Origin of the sequence: Paenibacillus dokdonensis (assembly GCF_004916975.1) — a bacterium.
Lineage (GTDB): Bacteria > Bacillota > Bacilli > Paenibacillales > Paenibacillaceae > Paenibacillus_AQ > Paenibacillus_AQ dokdonensis.
In genome coordinates this window covers 3,739,290-3,760,456 of sequence record NZ_STGQ01000001.1, presented here as the reverse complement: position 1 = coordinate 3,760,456, position 21,167 = coordinate 3,739,290, and the positions used below count along the sequence as shown (strand labels likewise).

At 46.9% G+C, this 21,167-nt stretch carries 22 protein-coding genes; 20 read left to right on the top strand and 2 right to left on the bottom strand.

Translation table 11 applies throughout. The annotated features are described in order from the left end of the window. Positions 1-4: 4 nt before the first annotated feature. From E6W40_RS17425 to E6W40_RS17405, 5 genes are all read left to right on the top strand, one after another. Positions 5-1,237, top strand: a complete 1,233-nt coding sequence (locus E6W40_RS17425; RefSeq protein ID WP_168928958.1) for an alpha-L-fucosidase — start codon at positions 5-7, stop codon at positions 1,235-1,237. Positions 1,238-1,587: 350 nt separating this feature from the next. After that, positions 1,588-3,123 carry a DHA2 family efflux MFS transporter permease subunit gene (locus tag E6W40_RS17420; protein ID WP_281281462.1) on the top strand — a complete coding sequence of 512 codons (1,536 nt, stop codon included), beginning with the start codon at positions 1,588-1,590 and terminating at the stop codon, positions 3,121-3,123. A 346-nt stretch (positions 3,124-3,469) separates the two neighbouring features. Beyond that, the gene (locus E6W40_RS17415) at positions 3,470-4,069 is read left to right on the top strand and encodes an acyl-CoA-like ligand-binding transcription factor (protein WP_246073031.1); all 600 of its coding nucleotides are present in this window, start codon (positions 3,470-3,472) and stop codon (positions 4,067-4,069) included. A gap of 444 nt (positions 4,070-4,513) precedes the next feature. After that, positions 4,514-5,215, top strand: a complete 702-nt coding sequence (gene sigK, locus E6W40_RS17410; protein WP_136606611.1) for an RNA polymerase sporulation sigma factor SigK — start codon at positions 4,514-4,516, stop codon at positions 5,213-5,215. Positions 5,216-5,592: 377 nt separating this feature from the next. After that, the gene (locus tag E6W40_RS17405; RefSeq protein ID WP_211147020.1) at positions 5,593-6,414 is read left to right on the top strand and encodes an SDR family NAD(P)-dependent oxidoreductase; all 822 of its coding nucleotides are present in this window, start codon (positions 5,593-5,595) and stop codon (positions 6,412-6,414) included. 73 nt (positions 6,415-6,487) lie between these two features. On the opposite strand, the gene E6W40_RS17400 is transcribed toward E6W40_RS17405, so the two are convergent. Next, positions 6,488-6,847, bottom strand: coding sequence for a LytTR family transcriptional regulator DNA-binding domain-containing protein (locus E6W40_RS17400; protein WP_136606610.1), 360 nt, complete (start codon positions 6,845-6,847; stop codon positions 6,488-6,490). Positions 6,848-7,006: 159 nt separating this feature from the next. Between E6W40_RS17400 and E6W40_RS17395 the strand changes: the two genes are divergently transcribed. Beyond that, a complete protein-coding gene (locus E6W40_RS17395) occupies positions 7,007-7,555 on the top strand; it encodes an NADPH-dependent FMN reductase (RefSeq protein WP_136606609.1) in 549 nt (182 codons plus the stop codon). A gap of 121 nt (positions 7,556-7,676) precedes the next feature. Here the strand turns inward: E6W40_RS17395 and E6W40_RS17390 are convergent, their stop codons facing one another. Next, on the bottom strand, positions 7,677-8,750 hold the full coding sequence (locus E6W40_RS17390) for a M42 family metallopeptidase (protein ID WP_136606608.1): 1,074 nt from the start codon (positions 8,748-8,750) through the stop codon (positions 7,677-7,679). A gap of 433 nt (positions 8,751-9,183) precedes the next feature. Here E6W40_RS17390 and spoVAC point away from each other — a divergent pair, with 433 nt between their 5' ends. The 14 genes from spoVAC (at position 9,184) to E6W40_RS17320 (ending at position 21,146) form a co-directional block, all read left to right on the top strand. Further along, on the top strand, positions 9,184-9,687 hold the full coding sequence (gene spoVAC, locus E6W40_RS17385; protein WP_246073030.1) for a stage V sporulation protein AC: 504 nt from the start codon (positions 9,184-9,186) through the stop codon (positions 9,685-9,687). After that, positions 9,684-10,697 (top strand): stage V sporulation protein AD, encoded by a 1,014-nt coding sequence (gene spoVAD, locus E6W40_RS17380; protein WP_136606606.1) that lies wholly within the window; start codon positions 9,684-9,686, stop codon positions 10,695-10,697. Before spoVAC ends, spoVAD begins: the two co-directional genes overlap by 4 nt. Positions 10,698-10,699: 2 nt before the next feature. After that, a complete protein-coding gene (spoVAE, locus tag E6W40_RS17375; RefSeq protein ID WP_136606605.1) occupies positions 10,700-11,050 on the top strand; it encodes a stage V sporulation protein AE in 351 nt (116 codons plus the stop codon). Positions 11,051-11,295: 245 nt separating this feature from the next. Then, a complete protein-coding gene (locus tag E6W40_RS17370; protein ID WP_136606604.1) occupies positions 11,296-12,252 on the top strand; it encodes an AAA family ATPase in 957 nt (318 codons plus the stop codon). 7 nt (positions 12,253-12,259) lie between these two features. Further along, positions 12,260-13,504 (top strand): DUF58 domain-containing protein, encoded by a 1,245-nt coding sequence (locus tag E6W40_RS17365; RefSeq protein ID WP_136607054.1) that lies wholly within the window; start codon positions 12,260-12,262, stop codon positions 13,502-13,504. Beyond that, positions 13,501-15,729 (top strand): transglutaminase TgpA family protein, encoded by a 2,229-nt coding sequence (locus E6W40_RS17360; RefSeq protein WP_136606603.1) that lies wholly within the window; start codon positions 13,501-13,503, stop codon positions 15,727-15,729. The genes E6W40_RS17365 and E6W40_RS17360 overlap by 4 nt, the downstream gene beginning before the upstream one ends. 98 nt (positions 15,730-15,827) lie before the next feature. Continuing rightward, positions 15,828-16,355: a YqeG family HAD IIIA-type phosphatase gene (locus E6W40_RS17355; RefSeq protein WP_136606602.1), complete on the top strand. Its 528-nt coding sequence runs from the start codon at positions 15,828-15,830 to the stop codon at positions 16,353-16,355. Beyond that, positions 16,352-17,479, top strand: a complete 1,128-nt coding sequence (yqeH, locus tag E6W40_RS17350) for a ribosome biogenesis GTPase YqeH (protein ID WP_136606601.1) — start codon at positions 16,352-16,354, stop codon at positions 17,477-17,479. Before E6W40_RS17355 ends, yqeH begins: the two co-directional genes overlap by 4 nt. 37 nt (positions 17,480-17,516) lie before the next feature. Beyond that, positions 17,517-18,383, top strand: a complete 867-nt coding sequence (gene aroE, locus E6W40_RS17345) for a shikimate dehydrogenase (protein WP_136606600.1) — start codon at positions 17,517-17,519, stop codon at positions 18,381-18,383. A 52-nt stretch (positions 18,384-18,435) separates the two neighbouring features. Further along, positions 18,436-18,726: a ribosome assembly RNA-binding protein YhbY gene (gene yhbY / locus E6W40_RS17340; protein ID WP_136606599.1), complete on the top strand. Its 291-nt coding sequence runs from the start codon at positions 18,436-18,438 to the stop codon at positions 18,724-18,726. 15 nt (positions 18,727-18,741) lie between these two features. Further along, the gene (gene nadD / locus E6W40_RS17335; protein WP_136606598.1) at positions 18,742-19,344 is read left to right on the top strand and encodes a nicotinate-nucleotide adenylyltransferase; all 603 of its coding nucleotides are present in this window, start codon (positions 18,742-18,744) and stop codon (positions 19,342-19,344) included. After that, complete coding sequence (gene yqeK, locus E6W40_RS17330) at positions 19,316-19,894, top strand: bis(5'-nucleosyl)-tetraphosphatase (symmetrical) YqeK (protein WP_136606597.1); 579 nt, start codon at positions 19,316-19,318, stop codon at positions 19,892-19,894. Before nadD ends, yqeK begins: the two co-directional genes overlap by 29 nt. Next, entirely contained in the window at positions 19,891-20,238 is a 348-nt protein-coding gene (rsfS, locus tag E6W40_RS17325; RefSeq protein ID WP_136606596.1) for a ribosome silencing factor, read from the top strand. The genes yqeK and rsfS overlap by 4 nt, the downstream gene beginning before the upstream one ends. Then, complete coding sequence (locus E6W40_RS17320; protein ID WP_136606595.1) at positions 20,235-21,146, top strand: CvfB family protein; 912 nt, start codon at positions 20,235-20,237, stop codon at positions 21,144-21,146. The genes rsfS and E6W40_RS17320 overlap by 4 nt, the downstream gene beginning before the upstream one ends. Positions 21,147-21,167: the final 21 nt, after the last annotated feature.

Below are 21,167 nucleotides of genomic sequence, written 5' to 3'. Positions count from 1 at the left end.
TCAAGTGTTCGAACCAAGCTACGAATGGAGAAGTCAATGGGGATATCATCCTGACCCGTCAATATTTAATCCTGAGAAATTGGACACGGACCAATGGCTTCGTACCGCAAAGGCTGCCGGTGCTGCTTATGCAGTATTAGTAGCTAAGCATTGCAGTGGCTTTAGCTTATGGCCAACTGAAGCACATGATTATAGCGTCAAGAGCACACCGTGGCGGGACGGTCAAGGAGACATCGTTGGTGATTTTATCTCATCATGCCATCGATACGGTATTCGTCCGGGGTTATATTATAGCACCTCTGCTAACGGTTACTTTCAAGTTGATAATCCAGGAGTCGTTAAGCCTTATGACGTCAAAGCACAGGAACGCTATAATGAGGCCGTTATGCAGCAAATTACGGAGTTATGGACGAATTACGGTGAGTTATTCGAAATTTGGTTCGATGGTGGAACGCTGCCGCCCGAGCAGGGCGGACCAGATGTTCGTTCAAGATTGTTGGAGCTTCAACCGCAGGCGGTTTGCTTTCAGGGACCAAAGGAAATGTCGTCGCTTATTCGTTGGATTGGCAATGAAGATGGCGTCGCTCCCAATCCTTGCTGGAGCACGACAGACATCATTAGCAATACGATTCATACAGAGCTTGGTGCTGAAGAGGAAGTCGGAGAATGCCCTCAATATGGTGCGGGCAATCCGAATGGTTCTGTGTGGGCACCAGGAGAAGCGGATATGCCTAATCGTAAACCGAATCAATGGTTCTGGATGGAAGGAGAAGATCAATTGCTCTATCCCGTCGAGGAATTGGTGGAGTGTTATTATAATTCGGTAGGCAGCAACACGAACTTACTGATTGGCATGGTCATTGACAATCGTGGTCTAGTGCCTGATGCCGATGTAGAGCAGTTCACAGCTTTTGGTCAGGAAATTACGAGAAGGTTCGACACTTCGCAGGAAGTAACAAGCGGTGAAGGCGAAGTGGTGGAGCTTATTTTCCCCTCACCGACGGAAATCAATCATATTGTCATGATGGAACAGATCGCCGAAGGAGAACGAATTCGCAGCTATCGACTTGAAGCACTTGTGAATGGGCAATGGAAGCTTATTGTCCAAGGTCAATCGGTAGGTCATAAACGAATTGTACGGATGGAGACCGTGGAAGCGACTTCGGTTAGATTGACGGTTGATGAGGCAGTGGCTATGCCGCTTATTCGTAAATTAGCTGCCTTTCATGTCTTGTAATAGCTAGAGGCAATCATGGACAGAGTGAATAAATGAAGAAAACGAGAGTGAATTTTACTGAGATCTATCAAAAACATTTTTTTAAGGTGCTGATTGTTAAGGCACCTTTTTTTGTTGTGATATACAACGGGAATTCTATTAAAAAATCTGCAATACTACTATACCGGTTTTGAGAACTCTATGATCAGAGCCAAAAGGGATTTTCTAAATACAAGCCACAATGAATTATCTTCAGGATCCTTTAAAGAGAAATACTCTGAATTATAAAATAAACATTTGTTGACAGTTTGAATAAAATGACATAGACTCTCAATATATAGTTAATATCAATAAAATGTTTATGTCGAAAGGTGGTAACTATCATTATTGTTCGGTTAAAACAAAGATGGTGGATATTGGGGTCATTAGCGATAGGCATACTAGCTGTTGGTCTAGACATGACGATTCTTAATTTGGCATTACCGATACTTGCTATGGATATGCATGCTTCGAATCTCGAACTGCAATGGTTCGCTGATGCTTACAATTTAGTTTTTGCGGCAGCCCTTCTCCCAGCAGGGATGCTTGGTGACAGATTAGGTAGAAAAAAAATGCTTATGGTTGGTCTGATTATATTCGGGATTTCATCCTTAGCATGTGCATACGCTGGTTCTTCATGGGAATTAATAATCGGGCGCGCATTTCAGGGCCTTGGTGCTGCATTTTTGGTTCCACTGTCCATGTCGATCATCCCAATATTATTTTCGGAAAAAGAAAGAACTAAGGCAATTTCTGTTTGGATGATGGCTAATGCATTTGGAATTCCGCTGGGGCCAGTTCTTGGCGGTTGGTTACTTGAAAATTATTGGTGGGGTTCCGTTTTTATAATCAATATTCCACTGATTATCGTTGCCTTGGTAGCTGTTTTCATTCTTTTACCGGAGTCTAATAATGGGGAGAAACAACGAATTGATGTTTTGGGTATTCTTATCTCGAGTCTTGGGCTTGTTACTGTAACTTATGGAGTAATCGAAGTTGGAGAAAGAGGTTGGGGAGACACGGTAACTTTATCGACTATCATTGGTGGATTACTGATTATAGCTGGATTCATTCTATGGGAAAGACGAATACGTCATCCTTTAATTGACCTGGCATTGTTCCGCTCACGAAGGTTCACATTGGGCACAATATTAGCTGCAGTAATTTCTTTTGCTATGTTTGGTGTATTGTTTGTACTACCACAATATTTTCAAGCGATTGAAGGTGTAAAGGCTCTAGGCGCTGGCTTACGATTGCTGCCTCTTGTAGGAGGTCTGCTAATCGGATCCCAAATTTCTGATATCCTGCAATCACGGTTTGGAAACAGAATCTCTATATCTTTTGGTTTCTTAATACTTGCAGTTGGCCTGGCAGTTGGAGCCAGTACCAGTATGGATAGTGGTTATGGGTTCGCGTCCATTTGGATAACAGCTGCAGGTCTGGGTATTGGATTTGCCCTTCCAGCTGCAATGGATGAAGCGATGTCTGCACTTTCGGCTGAAGGAAGTGGTGTAGGATCGGCTCTTCTTATTGCTCTCAGACAGGTTGGAGGTACGATGGGTGTAGCTATTCTAGGTACTGTATTAAATGCAGAGTATCGGAATAATCTCAATTTGAACAGTTTGTCTGATGAAATTACTGAGATTGTATCTCGAAACGTTTCTGCCGGTTTGATAGCAGCCCGGGAATTGAATTCCAAGGATTTAATTGAATCGGTGAAGTTTTCCTTCGTTCATGGAATGGCAGCTACTTTATGGACATGCGGAGGGATCGCTGTTGTTGGAATAATTTTATCATTATGCTTCTTGCAGAAGCGTATAAAGGAGAATAGCATTAAGGAGTTTCAACAAAGCGTATTCAAGGATTAATCCGTTACATCATTGAATAACTTAACTGTTTAAAATATCGTGAATAATATGGATGAAACTATTAGCCAAATAATATCTATAAGCTGTTCATCTTGTTTTGTAGGATGGGCAGTTTTTTTGTGGGAATTGAGTATGGTCTCAGCATTTGCTGCTAACTTTAAAACTGCTAAATTCTTTTGAGAAATATGAATTCTATTAAAGGAATTATGTGTTTGATTCAAATTGACATCAACATTCAAATGGAATAAAGTATCATTATAATGTGTAATGTTAAATAACGTATTTTTTGTGAAGAGTCATTTAAATGAAGATTCATATTGTTTAGCATTAAGGAGTGGAGAATAAAGTGTCAACGGAGAATAAACGAAACATTGGATTGCGCGAGCGTAAAAAAGCAAAAACTATGGCAAACGTTCAAATGCATGCGATGAGGCTTTTCCGTGAGCTGGGTTATAATGCTACAACTGTGGAACAAATTGCGGAGGCGGCAGAAATTTCTCCAAGTACATTTTTTCGTTACTTTTCTACAAAAGAAGATGTTGTGATAACGGATAACTATGATCCGCTACTCATCGCTGCATTTGAAGATCAGCCATCTGATCTAAGCCCACTTCAGGCGGTTCGAAATGCAATGTTATCCGGAATGGTCGATATGTCGCCTGATGAATTAGATACCATGCGTGAACGAAATCAGCTTATCATGACGGTCCCTGAGTTACGGGGTGCATCATTGAACAATTTAATTCAGACAATGCAGCTTTTTACGGAACTTGTGGCTAAACGAGTTGGACGTAAACCGGATGATTTAGCTGTACGTACTTTTGCAGGGATAGTTGTAGGTGTGAACATCTCAGTCATGCTGTACTATGCTGAAAATCCAGATAAGGATTTTTCTAAGTTGATGGATGAAGCTTTTTCAAACCTCGAAAACGGGTTGCCTCTATAAGGGAAGACTAAAATATTTTAAAATGAATACAGATAACAGATAACAGATAACAGATAATCTTTATGATTTATTAACTTCATTTACACAAATTGTAAAAAAATGACTATGCCGATTGATTTTACGATAGAATCTATAATATTGAAAACTTCTCTTTGGAGAAGTTTTTTTGCGTCGATGGACGTTTTGAAAGGAACAGTTTGCGAAAAGGGGGAATTCGTAATTCGTTTGTAAGTTCTTCATTTCGGCCGATAAGCTTTAGATGTATTTCTGTACCGAGTCGAAGATGAATGTTCACTCTTCTGGCTGTTATTCCGGTTTCTGTTTTTTGCCCGTACAGGCACAGTTGGGTCATCGCCTACATAGAATGAACAGACCGCACTTGTCAGCGTGGAGTCATCGAGATGAAATAGCGGTGCCTAGTCATTCAGCAGGAGGTGTCATCTTATGCCTGGATTATTCAGCTTCATTGCCCTGTTTATCAAAGAACTAACGCTGCTGGTATCGTATGTAAAAAATAACGCTTTTCCTCAGCCGCTGACGGAAAAAGAGGAAAGCAAATACCTTCAGTTAATGGCCGAAGGAGACGCCCATGCCCGTAATATGCTGATCGAGCATAATTTGCGGCTGGTGGCACACATTGTCAAGAAGTTCGATAACACGGGAGAAGATCTGGAGGATCTGATCTCGATCGGAACGATCGGCCTGATCAAAGCGATTGAAAGCTTTCAGCCGAACAAAGGTACGAAACTGGCTACCTTCGCAGCCCGATGTATTGAGAACGAGATACTTATGCACTTGCGTTCCTTGAAGAAAACGAGAAAAGATGTGTCTCTCCATGATCCGATTGGAACTGACAAGGAAGGTAATGAAATTACATTAATTGATATCCTCGGCAGCGAAGCCGATGATGTGGCGGATATGGTACAGCTTAAAATTGAGAAGAGCAAGATCTATCGCAATCTCGACATCCTGGATGAACGCGAGCAGGAGGTCATCAAGGGCCGATTCGGTCTGGAGCATGGGGGCGAGGAGCGGACGCAGCGGGAAATCGCCAAGGAGCTCGGCATTAGCCGCAGCTACGTGTCCCGCATTGAGAAGAGAGCGCTTATGAAGCTCTATCACGAGTTTTATAAGGCGAAGGGCTGAATACTTAAAGTATTAATAATTCCTGACTGTATCTTTTATCTGCTATATACGCCAAGATTAGACTTTAATTTGAGTTAGGAGAAACACTCCTAACATAAAAGCCACGGGCTGCTGCCTGTGGCTTTTATACGTGAGTACATAGGAAATTAGCAGCTCCCTGTTTGCCGGATGAGGTTCTTCAATCTCATTTTATTAGAATAACAATGTAGCAAGGTTTATTCTATTGGATTGAATGATTAACCAAATTTGACTTTTTTTTCTTAATGGGGTTTTATCAGTATATAGCATCCTTTGAAAACGCTAACGTCTATCTGCAATGAAAAGAGGTGAGTCCCTGGCATTAGGATATATTTCAAGCACGAAAAAGGAGGCATGATATGCAAAACCAATCCGAAGAAAAAATGAAGAAAAAAACCGCCCTCATTACGGGAGGCAGCCGCGGCATCGGACGGGGAATCGCCTTGGCGCTGGCTGAGGCCGGCTATGAAATTATGATCACTCATTATCAGGATGATGTGATGGCGGATCAAACTGCGGAGGAAATTGCCCATTTATCCGGCGGGGTATGCACCGTACGCGAGGGTGATCTGAGGGATGCAAAGGAAGCGGAAAGAACGGTAGCGGAAGCGATTCAGGTAATGGGACATATCGATGTCCTCATCAATAATGCGGGCATTGGAATGTATTCCTCCATAACCGAGCTGCCGCTGGAACATTTGGATTTTACGATGCAGCTGAACTTCCGTGCTCCGATGCTGTTGATGCGCGAGGCTTCCAAGCAAATGATCGAGGCGGGACGCGGAGGCAATATCATTAATATCATTTCGACGCATGCGGAGCGGGCATATCCGGGAGATGCGGTGTATGGCGGCCTCAAAGCTGCGCTGAAAAGGGCGACGGAATCCGTCGCTCTGGATCTTTCTCCATATGGAATTCGAGTCAATTGCATTGCACCCGGAGGAATTCTCGTGAGGGAACGTGAGCCTCTCCATGATCATGTGGGCGCCACGATCCCACTCGGAAGAATTGGCGTACCGGAAGACATTGGGCAGGCGGCGCTGTGGCTAGTTTCGGAGCATGCCTCCTATATTACGGGCATTACGATCCGGATTGACGGCGGTTTGATTCTACCGGGTATGCCTGAGGACGGCGAAGCCTCTTGGGGATACCGGAAAGTCAGACCCTTTCGGGTGAATTGAAATCTGTCATCCTATTAAAAAGCGGCAGGCGTCCGAATGACCGGGCATCTGCCGCTTTTTAGCAAGTTTTCGCTTAGATCATCTGCTCTGGAGATAGAAAACCAGGAGTGCGAGGCATGCGTCGTTTAATTTGTTCCAGGGTTCGCTTGGACACCGTAATGGTGCGGGGATAAGCAAATTCATCACGGAAATGCAGTGTGTTGCCGTCGATATTTGTAATTTTGTTCACATTGACGTAGAGGTTTGATGCAGCACGTACAAAATTGGGCAGGGATTTCATCGAAGTTTGTTCGGCGGCGGATAATCTCTTTTTTATAATGTAATTCCTGCCGTGAAAAATAACCTGCTCCTGACTTCCCGTCTTGAAGAAAAAAGCATCGGTGACCGGATCAAAATTCTGATACTCGTTCATCACCTTATCGGTTTGGTTCATCTTTCAAAAGCCCCCTTTAGAAGATGATAGCTGTTAGCGCTTTCATTTTAACATATTTCCGCGCAGGATATCATACTTTTTTGTGAAATTTATTAATTATTTTGTAGGCTTGGACAAAAAATGATTATAATTACATTACTTGAGGGAGGTTGTATATGGATGAACTCAAATACGGTTCTTAATATTGTAGGGATTTCTGGAAGCTTGAGGAATAAATCCTCCAATACAAATCTGCTGCGTGCCTTATCCGAGCTGGCACCTGAGAATATGAACATATCCATCTTTGATGGAATTGGAGACTTGCCGCATTTTAATCCGGAACTGGATGATGAGCCGCCTGCTTCGGTAACATGTTTCAGAGAACAGATGAAAGAAGCTGACGGATTAATCATAAGCACACCGGAATATGCGCATGGTGTCCCGGGTGTATTGAAAAATGCACTGGATTGGCTCGTACCATCAGGAGAATTATATGAAAAGCCACTGATGGTCCTTAGTGCCTCGCCACTGGAGACCGGCGGAGAAAAAGCGCATGATTCCATCCTCTTGACACTGCGTATGTTGACAGCACGGATCACTCCCGGTGGATCGCTATGCATTCCTTTCATTAATAAGAAGATCGATGCAGAGTATGAAGTCACGGATGAGCTTCTCCGAGACAAGCTCAAGACGATGCTCATTCAGTTGGGACAGACGGCGGGGGAGTAAGCTCTTCCCGGGAGTGCCATAGATTGCATTTTTCGAAATTATCCAGATCATAAAAAAGCCTGCGGTTATCTCCATAAACGGAGATGGCTCGCAGGCTTTTGATTTTACGAAGGCTTCTTTTTTAGGCGTTTTCCAAAATCGTATTCAGGGTGGTCTGATCCAGGCCCTTCACGAGCTTAATCAGAAGCTCTTTGGCTGCATCGTAATCATCCGTGTGGATGATGGAGGATGAAGTATGAATGTACCGGGAGCAGATACCAATGACGGTTGACGGAACGCCGATTCCGCTCAAATGCACTTGGCCGGCATCGGTGCCGCCTTGAGAAACAAAGTATTGATATTTGATCTTATGCGTATCGGCAGTATCCTGAACGTATTCAACCAGGCCACGATGTGTCAGCATGGAAGGGTCGAAGATACGGAGCAGCACGCCTTGCCCGATATGTCCAAAAGAGCTCTTGTCTCCAGTCATGTCGTTGGCTGCACTAGCATCCAGAGCAAAGAAAATATCAGGCTGAATCATATTGGCGGCGGTACGAGCCCCGCGCAGGCCCAGCTCTTCCTGTACGGTTGCACCGCAGTACAAGGTATTCGGAAGCTTTTCCTTATGAAGAGCTTCCAGCAATTCTACGGCAAGACCTACACCGTAGCGGTTATCCCATGCTTTGGCCATAATCTTTTTGGGATTGGCAAGCGGTGTGAAATCACAAATCGGTACGATTTGTTGACCTGGGCGGATACCGAAGGATTCAGCGTCTTCGCGGTTGTCCGCACCGATATCGATATACATCGATTTGATATCAACCGGTTTACTGCGCTGGGATTCATCCAGCAGATGGGTAGGAATGGAACCGACTACGCCGATAACTGGACCTTTTGGTGTCATGATTTTCAGACGCTGTGCCAGCACGGCCTGGCTCCACCAGCCCCCAAGCGGTTGAAAGCGGACCATACCGGTTTCGGAAATGCCGGTAACCATAAAGCCCACTTCATCAAAATGTCCTGCTACCATGACCTTAGGGCCTTGTTCATCTCCGCGAAGCACGCCGAAGAGGCTGCCTAGACGGTCTTGGACAAATTCGTCCGTATATGGAGTAATCATTTCCTTTACATAAGCGCGAAGCTCTTTTTCAAATCCGGAAGCTGCAGGAAATTCAGTTAGCTTGCGGAACATATCCATTGTTTTTTGATCCATGCTTTCAATTTCTCCTTTGCCTATGTTCTGTTCTTACGGTATGTAATTCCATCCTATAGTATGAACTCCTGAAGTCGGATTGTCCATGTTGACCCGCTGAAGCACCAACGTCTATTTTCGGAATACGATAAGTATAGATGAACGCCCAGCTCAAGTGCAGAAGGGAGCATCACCATGGAGTTCATGCCTTTACGCAAAGAAATGATTCTTGTCTTCGTGCTGTTGATTTTGCTTGTGGTTGTTTTGATGTGCTTTTTCTAATTGTTTGAATGGCAGATGCAATTAAATTGTATTTAACCATTCCAAGACAGCTGCCAGGGCTGAAGCTTGTGGCGGCTGTTTGCCGTGTGTTCAAGCCGCTAATTCCGTCAATACATAACAATCCTTTGTATGACAAATAATGAAAGGGAATGATGAAGAGGAGGTGCTGGTATTGCCTGCGAGTACAAAAAACAAAGGGGCCAAATTCAGTCTGGATACCCTGACCCATCAGGAGTATAAAAACATTGCGCAGAAGCACGAGCCTACACGGAGTATCTTTAAAAACTGCGTGTTAGCTTTTTTAATTGGTGGTGGTATTTGTTTTATCGGCCAAGCCATTCAGCTGGGATTTATGACTTGGTTTGATATGTCGGTTAAGGAAGCGGGTAGTCCGACGGTTGCAGTCCTGATTATTATTTCCGTTATTCTGACCTGCCTTGGGGTATACGACAAAATTGCGCAGGTTGCGGGAGCCGGTACCGCAGTTCCAGTAACGGGATTCGCCAATTCCATGTGCTCTGCCGCCCTGGAACATAAGGCTGAAGGTTATGTACTGGGAGTAGGTGCCAATATGTTTAAACTTGCCGGTTCTGTCATCGTGTTCGGGACCGTTGCGGCATTCTTTGTCGGGCTGGTGTATGCGATTCTGGGGCTGGAGGGAGTGCATCATCCATGAGGCTGAAAGGCCAGACTTGGGAATTCACTTCCAGACCGACCCTTCTTGCGGGCGCGACCGTGGTGGGGCCGGAAGAGGGGCTGGGACCGCTTTTCGGTGATTTTGACTATATTTACGATAACATTGAGATTAATGAGAAGACATGGGAAAAGGCTGAACGCAAGCTTCTGGAACAGGCCTCTCAGCTGGCTGTCGTGAAGGCGGAGCTGACCAAAGAACAAATCCAGTTTTTTGTGGGCGGTGATTTGATGAATCAGATCATCAGCAGCACTTTCGCTGCGAGAAAACTGGGAGTCCCTTATTTGGGTGTATTCGGCGCCTGCTCCACGTCGATGGAAAGTCTTGCATTGGCGGCGCTGCTCGTGGATACAGGGGCAGCGGAGTGTGTGCTCGCAGGGACCGCAAGCCATAATTGTACGGCTGAGAAGCAGTTTCGCTATCCGACGGAATACGGATCCCAAAAACCGCCGACAGCCCAATATACGGTTACTGGTTCCGGATGCGGCGTTGTCGGCAAGGGGGGGAGCGGACCGGCGATTGCCAGGGCCACCATCGGCAGAGTGATGGATCTGGGAATCAAAGATCCGTTTAATATGGGGGCCGCGATGGCACCTGCAGCAGCGGATACGATTGAGGCTCATTTCCGGGATACAGGGCTTACTCCAGGGTATTACGATTTGGTGGTCACAGGGGACTTGGCTTCCGTGGGATTGCCGATTGCCAGGGAATTGCTGCAGAAAGCGGAGGTCGCCATGAATGAAACGGAATTTAATGATTGCGGCCTGCTGGTCTTCGATATACAGAAACAAACTTATGTGAAAGCGGGCGGGAGCGGCTGCGGCTGTTCCGCTGTAGTAACGTATGGCCATTTGCTGAAACGGCTGATCAATAAAGAACTTAAAAAAGTGCTTGTCGTGGCAACCGGGGCTCTGCTTTCTCCTCTGTCCTACCAGCAGGGCGAAAGCATACCATGTATTGCACATGCGGTAGCACTAGAAATGGAGGGTTAATGATGCAATTTTTATGGGCATTTGTCATCGGAGGATTAATTTGCGTCATCGGACAACTAATGATGGATTTGTTCAAGCTGACCCCAGCACATACGATGAGTACATTGGTGGTAGCGGGTGCGGTTGCAGACGGTTTTGGACTGTATGATCCTTTAGTTAAATTCGCCGGAGCCGGAGCTTCTGTACCGATTACAAGCTTTGGCAGTTCTCTGGTACACGGGGCCTTGTCCGAGCTGCAACGAGACGGCTGGATTGGTATAGTCACCGGCATATTTGAGGTTACAAGCGCAGGGATATCAGCGGCGATCATATTTTCGTTTTTGGCCGCCTTGGTCGTTCGTCCGCGGGGATAAGACTACAACTGCAAATGCATGATTCCACTCACCCTGATCCCATACGGAGCAGGGTGTTTTGCTGTATCGGCCATAGGGTATGTTGGGGTATACGAGTAATTTAGGAGTCCTGCACAATGTACTTTGGGGGAATATATCATGTACAATGTAAGATATATGATTGTTATCTCAGGATTTAACAGAATTTGCTGCGCAAGCAATTTCACAGTTTCATAAAATAGCATGATATAAGGAGGCATGAATATATGCCCGTAAGCAGTGAATCCCTGCAAACCATTGCAGCCGTTAGATCTAACCTTGAATCCTGCATCTTAGGCAAAGCCTTTGAAATCCAGCTCTTGCTTACTGCTCTCCTGGCAGAAGGGCATATTCTGATTGAAGACGTACCGGGAACCGGCAAGACACAGATGATCAAGGCTCTGGCCAGATCCATGAGCGGAGATTACAGACGTGTACAATGCAATCCTGATATTTTACCGAGCGATATCACAGGCGTCTCCGTATTCCATCCCCGTGAAGAGCGTTTCTTTTTCCGGCCGGGTCCGGTGATGACAAATATTTTGCTCGCTGATGAAATCAACCGCGCAACAACGAAAACGCAATCGGCTCTCCTTGAAGTGATGGAAGAACGGAATGTTACAGTAGATGGAGAGACGTATGAGCTGCCAAGGCCGTTTATGCTGTGTGCCACCCAAAACCCGATTGATTTTGAAGGCACTTACATGCTTCCTGAAGCGCAGCTTGACCGTTTTATGATGAAAATCAGCCTCGGTTATCCTGATGCCGCAACCGAAAGAAGCCTTTTGCAGCAGCATAAGCATGGACAGCCGGTTGACCAGCTGAAGCCCGTAACCCACATGAACCAGATCGCAGAGATGCAGAAGGAGATCCGAAACATATTTATTGATGATGCCGTTGCCGATTATCTGCTGAAAATCGTCCGCATGACCCGGCAGCATCCGTCCGTTCTCCTCGGTGCCAGTCCGCGCGCTTCACTGTCCCTTATGATGGCAGGCAAAGCCTACGCATTTATACAGCAGCGTGATTATGTCCTTCCTGACGATATCAAGATACTTGCTCCATATGTTCTTTCGCACCGTATTATTTTGCGTCCCGAGTCTCGTCTGGATAACGTCAGTGCAGAATCCGTCGTAAAAAATATTCTGCAGCAGGTCCATGTGCCTGTAGCTCTGGAGCGATGAAATGATGATGGCGCTGCTGAAGACAACCAGGTCGATTCTACGGAATCTCCGCTTCTGGATTGTGCTTGCAGTATGGGCTGCCAGCCTGCTGTTCGTATTGTTTCAGGGCGGTAAAACCGCACTTATGCTGCTTGTAATGATCAGTGTTCTGGTAGTATACCTGATTGCAGGCGGCCTGGGTGGAATCCGCCGGGTTCATGGCCAACGCAGTCTTTCCGCTGAGCAGGAGCAGGGAGAAGCGCTGCATGCGGGAGAGCAGGTTAAAGTGAGTTTGAATTTTGCGGTTCCGGGGTTCCTTCCGATGCCGTATCTCATTATTCGTGAAGTCATGAAGCGGCATAACGGAGAGACCTGGTCCTTTGAAGAATCCGTGATTCCTGATTTCCGGGGAGGCGGCGAGCTGATGTTCCAGACTCCGCCACTGGAACGCGGAAGGTATTATTTTACAGAGACGGAATGCGTTACGGAGGATATCTTCGGACTTATTGAGCATAAGGGGAGTTTTCATGTTCCCGGCCAGTTTCGCGTTTTTCCGCGGACAATATCCATTCCAGGATGGAGAATTATGGACAAGAACTCCAGGCTTGCAGGTCCTCAAAGGGCCGCCGCATCCCGCCGGGAGACGACGCAAATTAATGGTGTAAGGGAATATGTCTACGGGGACCGGATTTCACGTATCCACTGGAATGCAACCGCCAAAACCGGCTCCTGGAAATCCAAAGAATTCGAATATGATTCCGTTCCCAAGATTATGCTCGTTCTGGATGCAATTTCAGCCCATTATGAGTCGGACAACCATTTTGAGCTCGCTGTCTCCACTGCAGCCTCACTTATTAATTATGCCTCGCGTGAACGGCTATGCATGGGACTCGCAACTGCAGGTGATCAGTTCAAAATGTTTGCTCCCAGTGAAAATTACAGCGACCGTCAGCGGATGATGCATCATTTGGTGGACGTGACCGCAGATGGTTACGGCGATCTGCAGCCGAAGCTGGAGAAAAGCGGACGCTTTATCCCTTCCGGTGCCATGTTCATCCTCATCAGTCCGCAGAGTGGGAAAAAAGCATTGGAACTGCTGCGCTGGGCGGATACGCGAGGCTTTACTCCATCCCATATCTTGGTGTCATCTTCAGAAAGCGAGAACAACTCTAAGCAGGGTTGGGTTTCCATGCTCAAAGCGCGTGGGACATTCGGTTGTTCGGTCTCCAGCTTGCATGATCTGCCCTCTGCGTTGGGAGGTGGAAGGCCATGAAAGCATGGGGAGCTTATATAAGAAATTCGCTCTTCTATTCCTTGTCTCTATTATGGATTTGGATTATGGGATTGCAGTGGGTTTCTTTTATGGATTTCACATGGTATACCGAAACGAAGTCGATCGTTTTGATCAGCATGACTGCTATCATTGTGATAGAGATGCTGCTTCCTGCCAAAAGAATCTATCGGGTTATCCTTGAAGGAGCAGTCATTTTATATATTATCCATAAAGAATTGGTCAAATATTGGGTGTACATGCCGTCCGGTACAATGGCAAACCGTATCGAGCAGTATGTGGATCATTTGTCACCCTATATCTGGATTGCTGCGGGTGCCTGGGTTTTGCTGACGCTCAGCGCCATTTTAGTCAATACCAAGCGCAGGATTCTTGTTTTTTCCAGTCTTAACGTGATCGCCTTTAGTATTCTGGACTCTTTTACGGTAAGCGATCTGTGGCAGGAAGTGGCTTGGACGGTTTTTGCGGCGATGGGATGGCTGGTCAGTGAGCATTTTCGTCGTTTTCAGGCACGCTTCCCTGCTGGATGGAAACATTTGCGAAAGTATCCTCTTAAAATTTTCATACACGCTGCCGTTTTGTTTTCCGTTATCTTTATTGCCGGAGTGAGCATGCCAAACATTCCTCCGACGCTGACGGATCCTTATACTGCTTGGATTGGAACCCCCGGGGGCAGCTCCAATACTGCGGATGTAAGCGGCGAATTGACAAGCGAGAAAGTGAAAAGCACTTCAGGGTACAGCCGGAATGACAATAACCTGGGCGGAGGTTTTAATTTTGACTATACGCCTGTCATGTCGGTGAAGTCCGAGAAGCGCAGCTACTGGCGAGGTGAAACCAGACAAGTGTACTCAGGCAGCGGCTGGTCAGATGAACGCACCGGAAGCGACTACGATGATGTGAACATCGGTACTACTCTGCGAAGCAGTGAACCAATTGCATCAGGAGAGACGGAGACATTGGAGCAGACCGTAACAATGCTGAATGACAATGTGTACCCCGTCCTGTTTGGGGCTTTCAACGTATCGCAGGTCAAGCAAATGGATGATGTAAATGCAGGCAAAATGCTGTGGGAAAGCAACCAGTCCACTTTGCACTGGAATACCGATTCCAAACAACCTCAGTATCCGAAGACGTATACCGTTATCTCGGAAGTGCCGGTCATTCCGGAAGATGAGATCCGCAGTAAAACATTCAAGAACCTCTATAATGGAGATAAACTGGATGACAAGTATCTGCAGATTCCTAAGAGCTTTCCCGAACGAACGCGCAAGCTGGCGGAGCAGGTGACGTCTTCGGCAGATACACCGTATGAAAAAATAGGATTACTGCAAAACTACCTTATAAATAACTTCAAATACACAAATCAGCCGGACCTGTCCAAAAAGACAAGCGATGATTTTGTGGACAGCTTTTTGTTTGATATTAAGGAAGGCTACTGCGATTATTTCTCCACTTCGATGGTCATGATGGCACGATCGCTCGATATTCCAGCCCGCTGGGTCAAAGGATACGCTCCTGGCCAGCAGCAGATGAACTCGGATGATGTACTTCAGAGACAGGGTAGAGTGGCTGATACCGGAATCTATACCGTGACCAACGCAGATGCCCATTCCTGGGCAGAGGTCTATTTTGGTTCTTACGGGTGGGTACCTGTCGAAGCGACGCCGGGATTCAACATGCCGCTGCTTACGCATAAGGAAGACAGCAAGCCTGTCACGGCTCCACAAGTTGAAGATGAAACAGAGCAGGACGTGCTTAAGGAGACAACGACAGCAGGAACTGGTACGAATGGTTCTGGACTTTCCATTGCGGCAATTGCTTGGATTACAGTCCTTATCATTGTTTTGCTTGCAATATACACCCTTTGGCTGCTGCGCATCCGTGTGAGATTTTTCCTCATCGGCATCCGTAAAGGCAGAAAGCTTACCGAGGATCAGAAAGTGATCGTGATGACCGAACAATGGCTGAATAAGCTGAAGAGAAAAGGTATCCGGAGAAGCTCAAACGAAACGCTGCGTGAATCCGTAAATCGCTGGGAAAAGGAAATGCCGACCTTATCTCCGGCACTTGGACCGCTTCTGATGCTGTTTGAGAAAGCCAGATATAGTCCCTCTTCGGTATCGGAAGCCGAATGGAGAAGCGTATACGATCACAGCCGTAATCTTAAAACAGCCCTTAAAAAGGCAGAGGATCCGGCGGCATAATTGCGACCTTATGCAAAGCGCCCTCGCGGGCGTTTTCTTTTTTACTAACCACGTAGATTATGGTATAGTTTGTCCTATGAAACTGAGGTGACAACAATTTGTTCGAAATACTAATCCCTAAATTAAGGGTGAATACGGTATTTGATATTGATTTGGAAGACCTGTATGCCAAGGGTTACCGGGGAATCATCACGGACCTGGATAACACCCTGGTCGGGGCAAAAATGCCGCTGGCTACACCGGAGCTGATTACCTGGTTCGAGCGGGTCAAAAAAATCGGGTTTAAGCTGATCATTGTGTCGAATAACCGCATGAATCGCGTTGCGGCGTTTGCCACTCCACTGGATATCCAGTTTGTGCATCAGGCGCGTAAGCCCCGGAATGCGCCTTTTCGCAAGGCCATCAGCATGATGGGACTCCGTGATCAAGAAACCATCGTAGTCGGCGATCAGATGATGACCGATGTGTATGGCGGCAACCGCATGGGCCTTTTTACGGTGCTGGTGCTTCCGGTATCCATTGCGGATGAAGGCTGGACGACAAGAATCAACCGCCGCCTGGAGAAGATTGCACTGAAACGTTTGCGTAAAAAAGGACTATGGCTTGAGGAGGAAAAACATCAATGAAAGACCCGATGGGCGGACAAAGCATCAAAAAGTGCAGCGGCTGCGGCATTGAGCTGCAGGCGCTAAATCCCGATTTGCCGGGGTACCTACCGGAGAAGTCGCTAGGCAGAGAGCCTGTTATTTGCCAGCGCTGCTTCCGTATTAAAAACTATAACGAGGCTTCTTCCGTTACAGTGGACCAGGATGAGTTCTTACGACTCTTGAGCCAAATCGGCGGCAAGAATGCACTCGTCATTCATATTGTCGATCTATTCGATTTCGAAGGTAGTTTGATTTCGGGTCTCCAGCGTTTTGTGGGTAATAACCCCGTTATTCTCGCCGTGAACAAAATCGATTTGCTTCCTAAAGTGACCAACTGGAACAAAGTGATTAACTGGGTGCAGAAACAATGCAAGGAGCAGGGACTCAAGACTGAAGAAATTATCCTGTGCAGCGCCAAGAGAAATCAGGGCTTTGAGCGTCTTCTTGACACGGTATCCGAATACCGTGGCAACCGTGACGTATACGTGGTTGGGGCTACGAATGTCGGCAAATCCACACTGATTAACCGTTTAATCCGCGATTATAGTGATCTGGAACAAGAACTCACCGTGTCACGCTATCCGGGAACCACCCTGGATATGGTCAGTATCCCGCTGGATGATGGCCACCACATTATCGATACCCCGGGGATCGTATATCCATGGCGTTATAGCGAGCTTGTGGATCGCAAGGATTTGGGGGCAATCATGCCGGAAAATCCGCTGAAACCGATGGTATATCAGTTGAATGAGGGACAAACCTTGTTTTTTGGGGGAATGGCCCGCTTTGATTTTATTCAGGGTGCCCGTCAATCCTTCACTTGCTTTTTAAGCAGCAGACTCAACATTCACCGAACCAAGCTGGAAAAAGCCGACGCTTTATATCAAGAGCATGCGGGAGTACTTCTGGCACCGCCTGACAAGGAGAATCTCGGCCAGATGCCGGAATGGACAAGACATGAAATCCGCGTGCCCAAGGGTGCGAGAATGGATCTGTTCATCTCTGGTCTCGGCTGGATGAAGGTGAACAGCGATCAGGGCGCACTAACGGCTATCCATGCTCCTAAAGGTGTGAAAGTACTAGCCAGACCTTCCCTGATCTGATGCATGACTAGAATTCGGGAGAGGCAGGATGATTGACATGATATCAAAGACGGATTTACTCACGGGTACCGGTGCACTGCTTCTTGGCGTTATCGGAGATCCTATAGCTCATTCCAAGTCGCCTGTCATGCATCAGGCTGCTTTGTCAGCGCTGGGGCTGCCCGGTTCTTATGTTTCCATGCATGTGAAGCCTGGGCAGGTACGTGAATCCATTGCAGGGATCAAGGCTCTCGGTTTCCGGGGAATTAATGTTACCATTCCTCATAAGCTGGAGGTCATCCCTTATCTGGATCATCTGGATGAAACGGCCCTCCGGATTGGAGCCGTTAACACGATTGTCAACGACAATGGCATACTGACCGGTTATAATACGGATGGGATTGGCTATGTGCGTTCACTTAAGGAAGAGGCGGTATCTGATCTGAGAGGAAAGAAGATCATGGTCTTGGGTGCGGGTGGTGCGGCGAGAGGCATCGTGTATGCCCTGTCGCTGGAAAGCCCGGGCAGCATCTTCATTGCCAACCGTACAGCCGATAAGGCGGAAGCGATGGCGGATGAATGGAAGGAACTTACCGATATCCGGGGGATTTCCATGCAGCAGCTGCCGTCGTATCTGAAGGATATTGATATTTTGATCAATACGACATCGGTCGGCATGCATCCGAATATGTCGGAAGCTCCGGTGGATGTAAATTTGATATCGGCAAATACGGTGGTCAGCGATTTGATCTATAACCCCCTGCAAACCAGATTGCTGGCAGAGAGTGAAAAAATAGGCTGCACGGTGCATGGCGGCCTCGGTATGTTTGTCAACCAAGGTGCTTATGCGCTTGAATACTGGACCGGCATGCCGGCACCGGTTGCAGCAATGAGAAATGCCGTACTGAAAAGTATGGCTGGCTAGCTCCCTTTTGGGAAAAAGAAAACAGATGAATATTAAGGAGTTATGAATATACATGCTAACGGGTAAGCAAAAGCGCTATCTTCGATCCCTCGCACACCATTTGGATCCGATTTTTCAAGTGGGCAAGGGAGGAACCAATGACCAGCTTGTAAGACATATTAACGATGCAATTGAGAAAAGAGAACTCATGAAAATCAGTATTCTGAACAACTGCCTTGATGATAAAAACGAGATTGCTGAAGAGCTTGCGGAAAAATCCAAAGCAGAACTGGTTCAGATTATTGGCAGCACGATTATTCTTTACAAAGAATCTAAAGATCACAAACAAATAGAATTGCCATAAGCGGGAGGGTTCACCATGAAGGTAGGCATCATGGGCGGCACCTTTGATCCCATTCATATCGGCCATTTGCTGGCTGCAGAAGCGGCAAGGGATTCGTTCGGGCTTGACCAGGTCTGGTTCATGCCCAGCCATATCCCGCCCCATAAGGAACAGGCCGGAGCTGCCGGAGAGGATCGGCTCGGCATGGTGGCCGAAGCGATCTCCGATCATCCTTGTTTCCGTACACTGGATATTGAAATCAGAAGGGGCGGCGTTTCCTATACCATTGATACGGTGAAGGACATCCGCAGCTCTTTTGAAAATATAGATTTCCACTTTATCATCGGTGCCGATATGGTCAACTATCTTCCCAAATGGGAAGGCATTGAGGAACTGGTTGGGCTCATGAGCTTTATCGGTGTCGGACGACCGGGTTCCGAGTTGGATTTGGATGCACTGCCTCCATATTTAAAAGGAAAGGTGCTTCTTGCCGACATGCCCCAGGTTGATATTTCTTCTACAGAAATCAGGGAAAGGCTGGCTACAGGTCATTCGATCCGCTATATGGTAACGGACAGTGTCTATGACTATATCAGAAGGAGAGGATTGTATGGAATTCGGCCGGGAAGAACTGATTAAATCGGTTTCGGAGCAAATGCCGGCCATGCGCTGGCAGCATACTCAAGGTGTAATGGAATCCTCAGTCAAGCTTGCCGGGCTGTATGGAGCAGATCCTGTAAAAGCAGAAAGAGCCGCGATTTTGCATGATGTTGCCAAATACTGGCCCGTCAAGCAGATGGAATTGGTAATCCGGGAGAATGACCTGTCCAAGGACCTTTTGTTTTATGATAAATCGCTTTGGCATGCAGAAGTGGGAGCTTTTGTCGCCAAGAGGGATTACGGAGTTGAAGACCCGGAAATACTTGATGCGATCAAGTATCATACATCCGGGCGGATTGGCATGACACTCATGGATAAAGTGGTATGCCTGGCAGATTATATTGAGCCGGGAAGGGATTTTCCCGGTGTGAATAATATTCGAGAACTGGCTCACCATAGCCTTGAAGAAGGGCTGATTGCAGGTTTTGATTCAACAATTAGCCTGCTTGTATCCCGGCGGCAGATTATTTATCCGCTGACGGTATTTGCGCGTAATGATCTTATTAAACAGTTGGAGGCGAATTCATGACCCTTACATCAGAACAATTGTTAAACCTGGCAGTAGAAGCTGCTGAAGATAAAAAAGCAATGAACGTCGTGGCGCTTGATTTGAAAGGCGTTTCGTTGATCTCGGATTATTTTGTGATTTGTCACGGTAACTCAGACGTACAGGTCCAATCTATTGCAACCGAAATCCGCAAGCGGGTTCAAGAAACGGGCTCGGAAATACGCGGAATTGAAGGTATGAACTCCGCACGTTGGGTACTCATTGACCTTGGAGATGTCATTGTTCATGTCTTCCACCGGGATGAACGCGATTATTACAATATCGAACGCTTGTGGTCGGATGCCAAGGTTGTGGAGAACGTATGAGTCCGGTTGCAGGAACGATAGAGACGTATGAAGTGCTCCGCGAAGTGTCGCCATACGGATACTTTCTGGATGCGGGAGACCAGGACGTTCTCCTGCACTATACGGAATTAACGCATGAGATTAAACCGGGTGACGATGTTGAAGTATTCATCTTCTATGATACGGAAGACCGACTTGCAGCGACAATGAAGAAGCCATATCTTACACTTGGTGAAATGGCGAAGCTGGTAGTAGCTGATGTGCATCCGCGCCTGGGCTGCTTTCTTGAAATGGGCCTCGGCCGTCAGCTTTTGCTGCCGATTCGCGAGCTGCCCGAATTGAAGGAGCTCCGGCCTCAGGTAGGGGACTCTGTATTCGTGGTTATGGAGCATGACAAACAGGGACGCCTTCGCGCCAAACTGGCGGGAGAGCAGGAATTGTCCCGACATGCCTTCAGTGCACCTGTATCCTGGCTGAATCAATGGTTCAAGGCCACGGTATACAGACCACTGCAGATGGGAACCTTCGTCATCGTAGATGGCGGCGTAGTAGGCCTCGGAGTCATCGGCATGATTCACTCCTCAGAGCGTCTTAACCTGTTAAGACTCGGTGAGGAAGTGGAGGTTCGTGTCAGTCATATCCGGGAAGACGGCCGTGTAAATCTATCCATGGCCCAGCGCAAGGAAGTTGGCCGTGACATGGATTCGGAACGGATTCTTACCTTCTTGAAGGAACGTCCTGCCGGCGGCATGCCGTATTCGGATGCTACACCTCCGGATATTATCAAGCAGCGCTTTGGTATCAGTAAATCGGCCTTTAAACGGGCATTGGGTAAATTGATGAAGGAAGGCCTTGTGACACAGAAGGAAAATTGGACGTATTTGGCCAAATCGGATTCTGAGAAACAGGAAAATTCCACTGAAAGCTGAAAGTGAACAGAAAGTGCGGTG

Excerpts from the sequence above, each read along its gene's own strand:
- spoVAD (WP_136606606.1), top strand. The coding sequence starts at position 9,684 with ATGAGGCTGAAAGGCCAGACTTGGGAATTCACTTCCAGACCGACCCTT.
- spoVAE (WP_136606605.1), top strand. The coding sequence starts at position 10,700 with ATGCAATTTTTATGGGCATTTGTCATCGGAGGATTAATTTGCGTCATC.
- yhbY (WP_136606599.1), top strand. The coding sequence starts at position 18,436 with ATGCTAACGGGTAAGCAAAAGCGCTATCTTCGATCCCTCGCACACCAT.
- E6W40_RS17390 (WP_136606608.1), bottom strand. The coding sequence starts at position 8,750 with ATGGATCAAAAAACAATGGATATGTTCCGCAAGCTAACTGAATTTCCT.
- E6W40_RS17400 (WP_136606610.1), bottom strand. The coding sequence starts at position 6,847 with ATGAACCAAACCGATAAGGTGATGAACGAGTATCAGAATTTTGATCCG.
- aroE (WP_136606600.1), top strand. The coding sequence starts at position 17,517 with ATGATATCAAAGACGGATTTACTCACGGGTACCGGTGCACTGCTTCTT.
- E6W40_RS17395 (WP_136606609.1), top strand. The coding sequence starts at position 7,007 with ATGAACTCAAATACGGTTCTTAATATTGTAGGGATTTCTGGAAGCTTG.
- sigK (WP_136606611.1), top strand. The coding sequence starts at position 4,514 with ATGCCTGGATTATTCAGCTTCATTGCCCTGTTTATCAAAGAACTAACG.
- E6W40_RS17405 (WP_211147020.1), top strand. The coding sequence starts at position 5,593 with ATGCAAAACCAATCCGAAGAAAAAATGAAGAAAAAAACCGCCCTCATT.
- E6W40_RS17360 (WP_136606603.1), top strand. The coding sequence starts at position 13,501 with ATGAAAGCATGGGGAGCTTATATAAGAAATTCGCTCTTCTATTCCTTG.
- nadD (WP_136606598.1), top strand. The coding sequence starts at position 18,742 with ATGAAGGTAGGCATCATGGGCGGCACCTTTGATCCCATTCATATCGGC.
- yqeH (WP_136606601.1), top strand. The coding sequence starts at position 16,352 with ATGAAAGACCCGATGGGCGGACAAAGCATCAAAAAGTGCAGCGGCTGC.
- rsfS (WP_136606596.1), top strand. The coding sequence starts at position 19,891 with ATGACCCTTACATCAGAACAATTGTTAAACCTGGCAGTAGAAGCTGCT.
- E6W40_RS17370 (WP_136606604.1), top strand. The coding sequence starts at position 11,296 with ATGCCCGTAAGCAGTGAATCCCTGCAAACCATTGCAGCCGTTAGATCT.
- E6W40_RS17365 (WP_136607054.1), top strand. The coding sequence starts at position 12,260 with ATGGCGCTGCTGAAGACAACCAGGTCGATTCTACGGAATCTCCGCTTC.
- yqeK (WP_136606597.1), top strand. The coding sequence starts at position 19,316 with ATGGAATTCGGCCGGGAAGAACTGATTAAATCGGTTTCGGAGCAAATG.
- E6W40_RS17320 (WP_136606595.1), top strand. The coding sequence starts at position 20,235 with ATGAGTCCGGTTGCAGGAACGATAGAGACGTATGAAGTGCTCCGCGAA.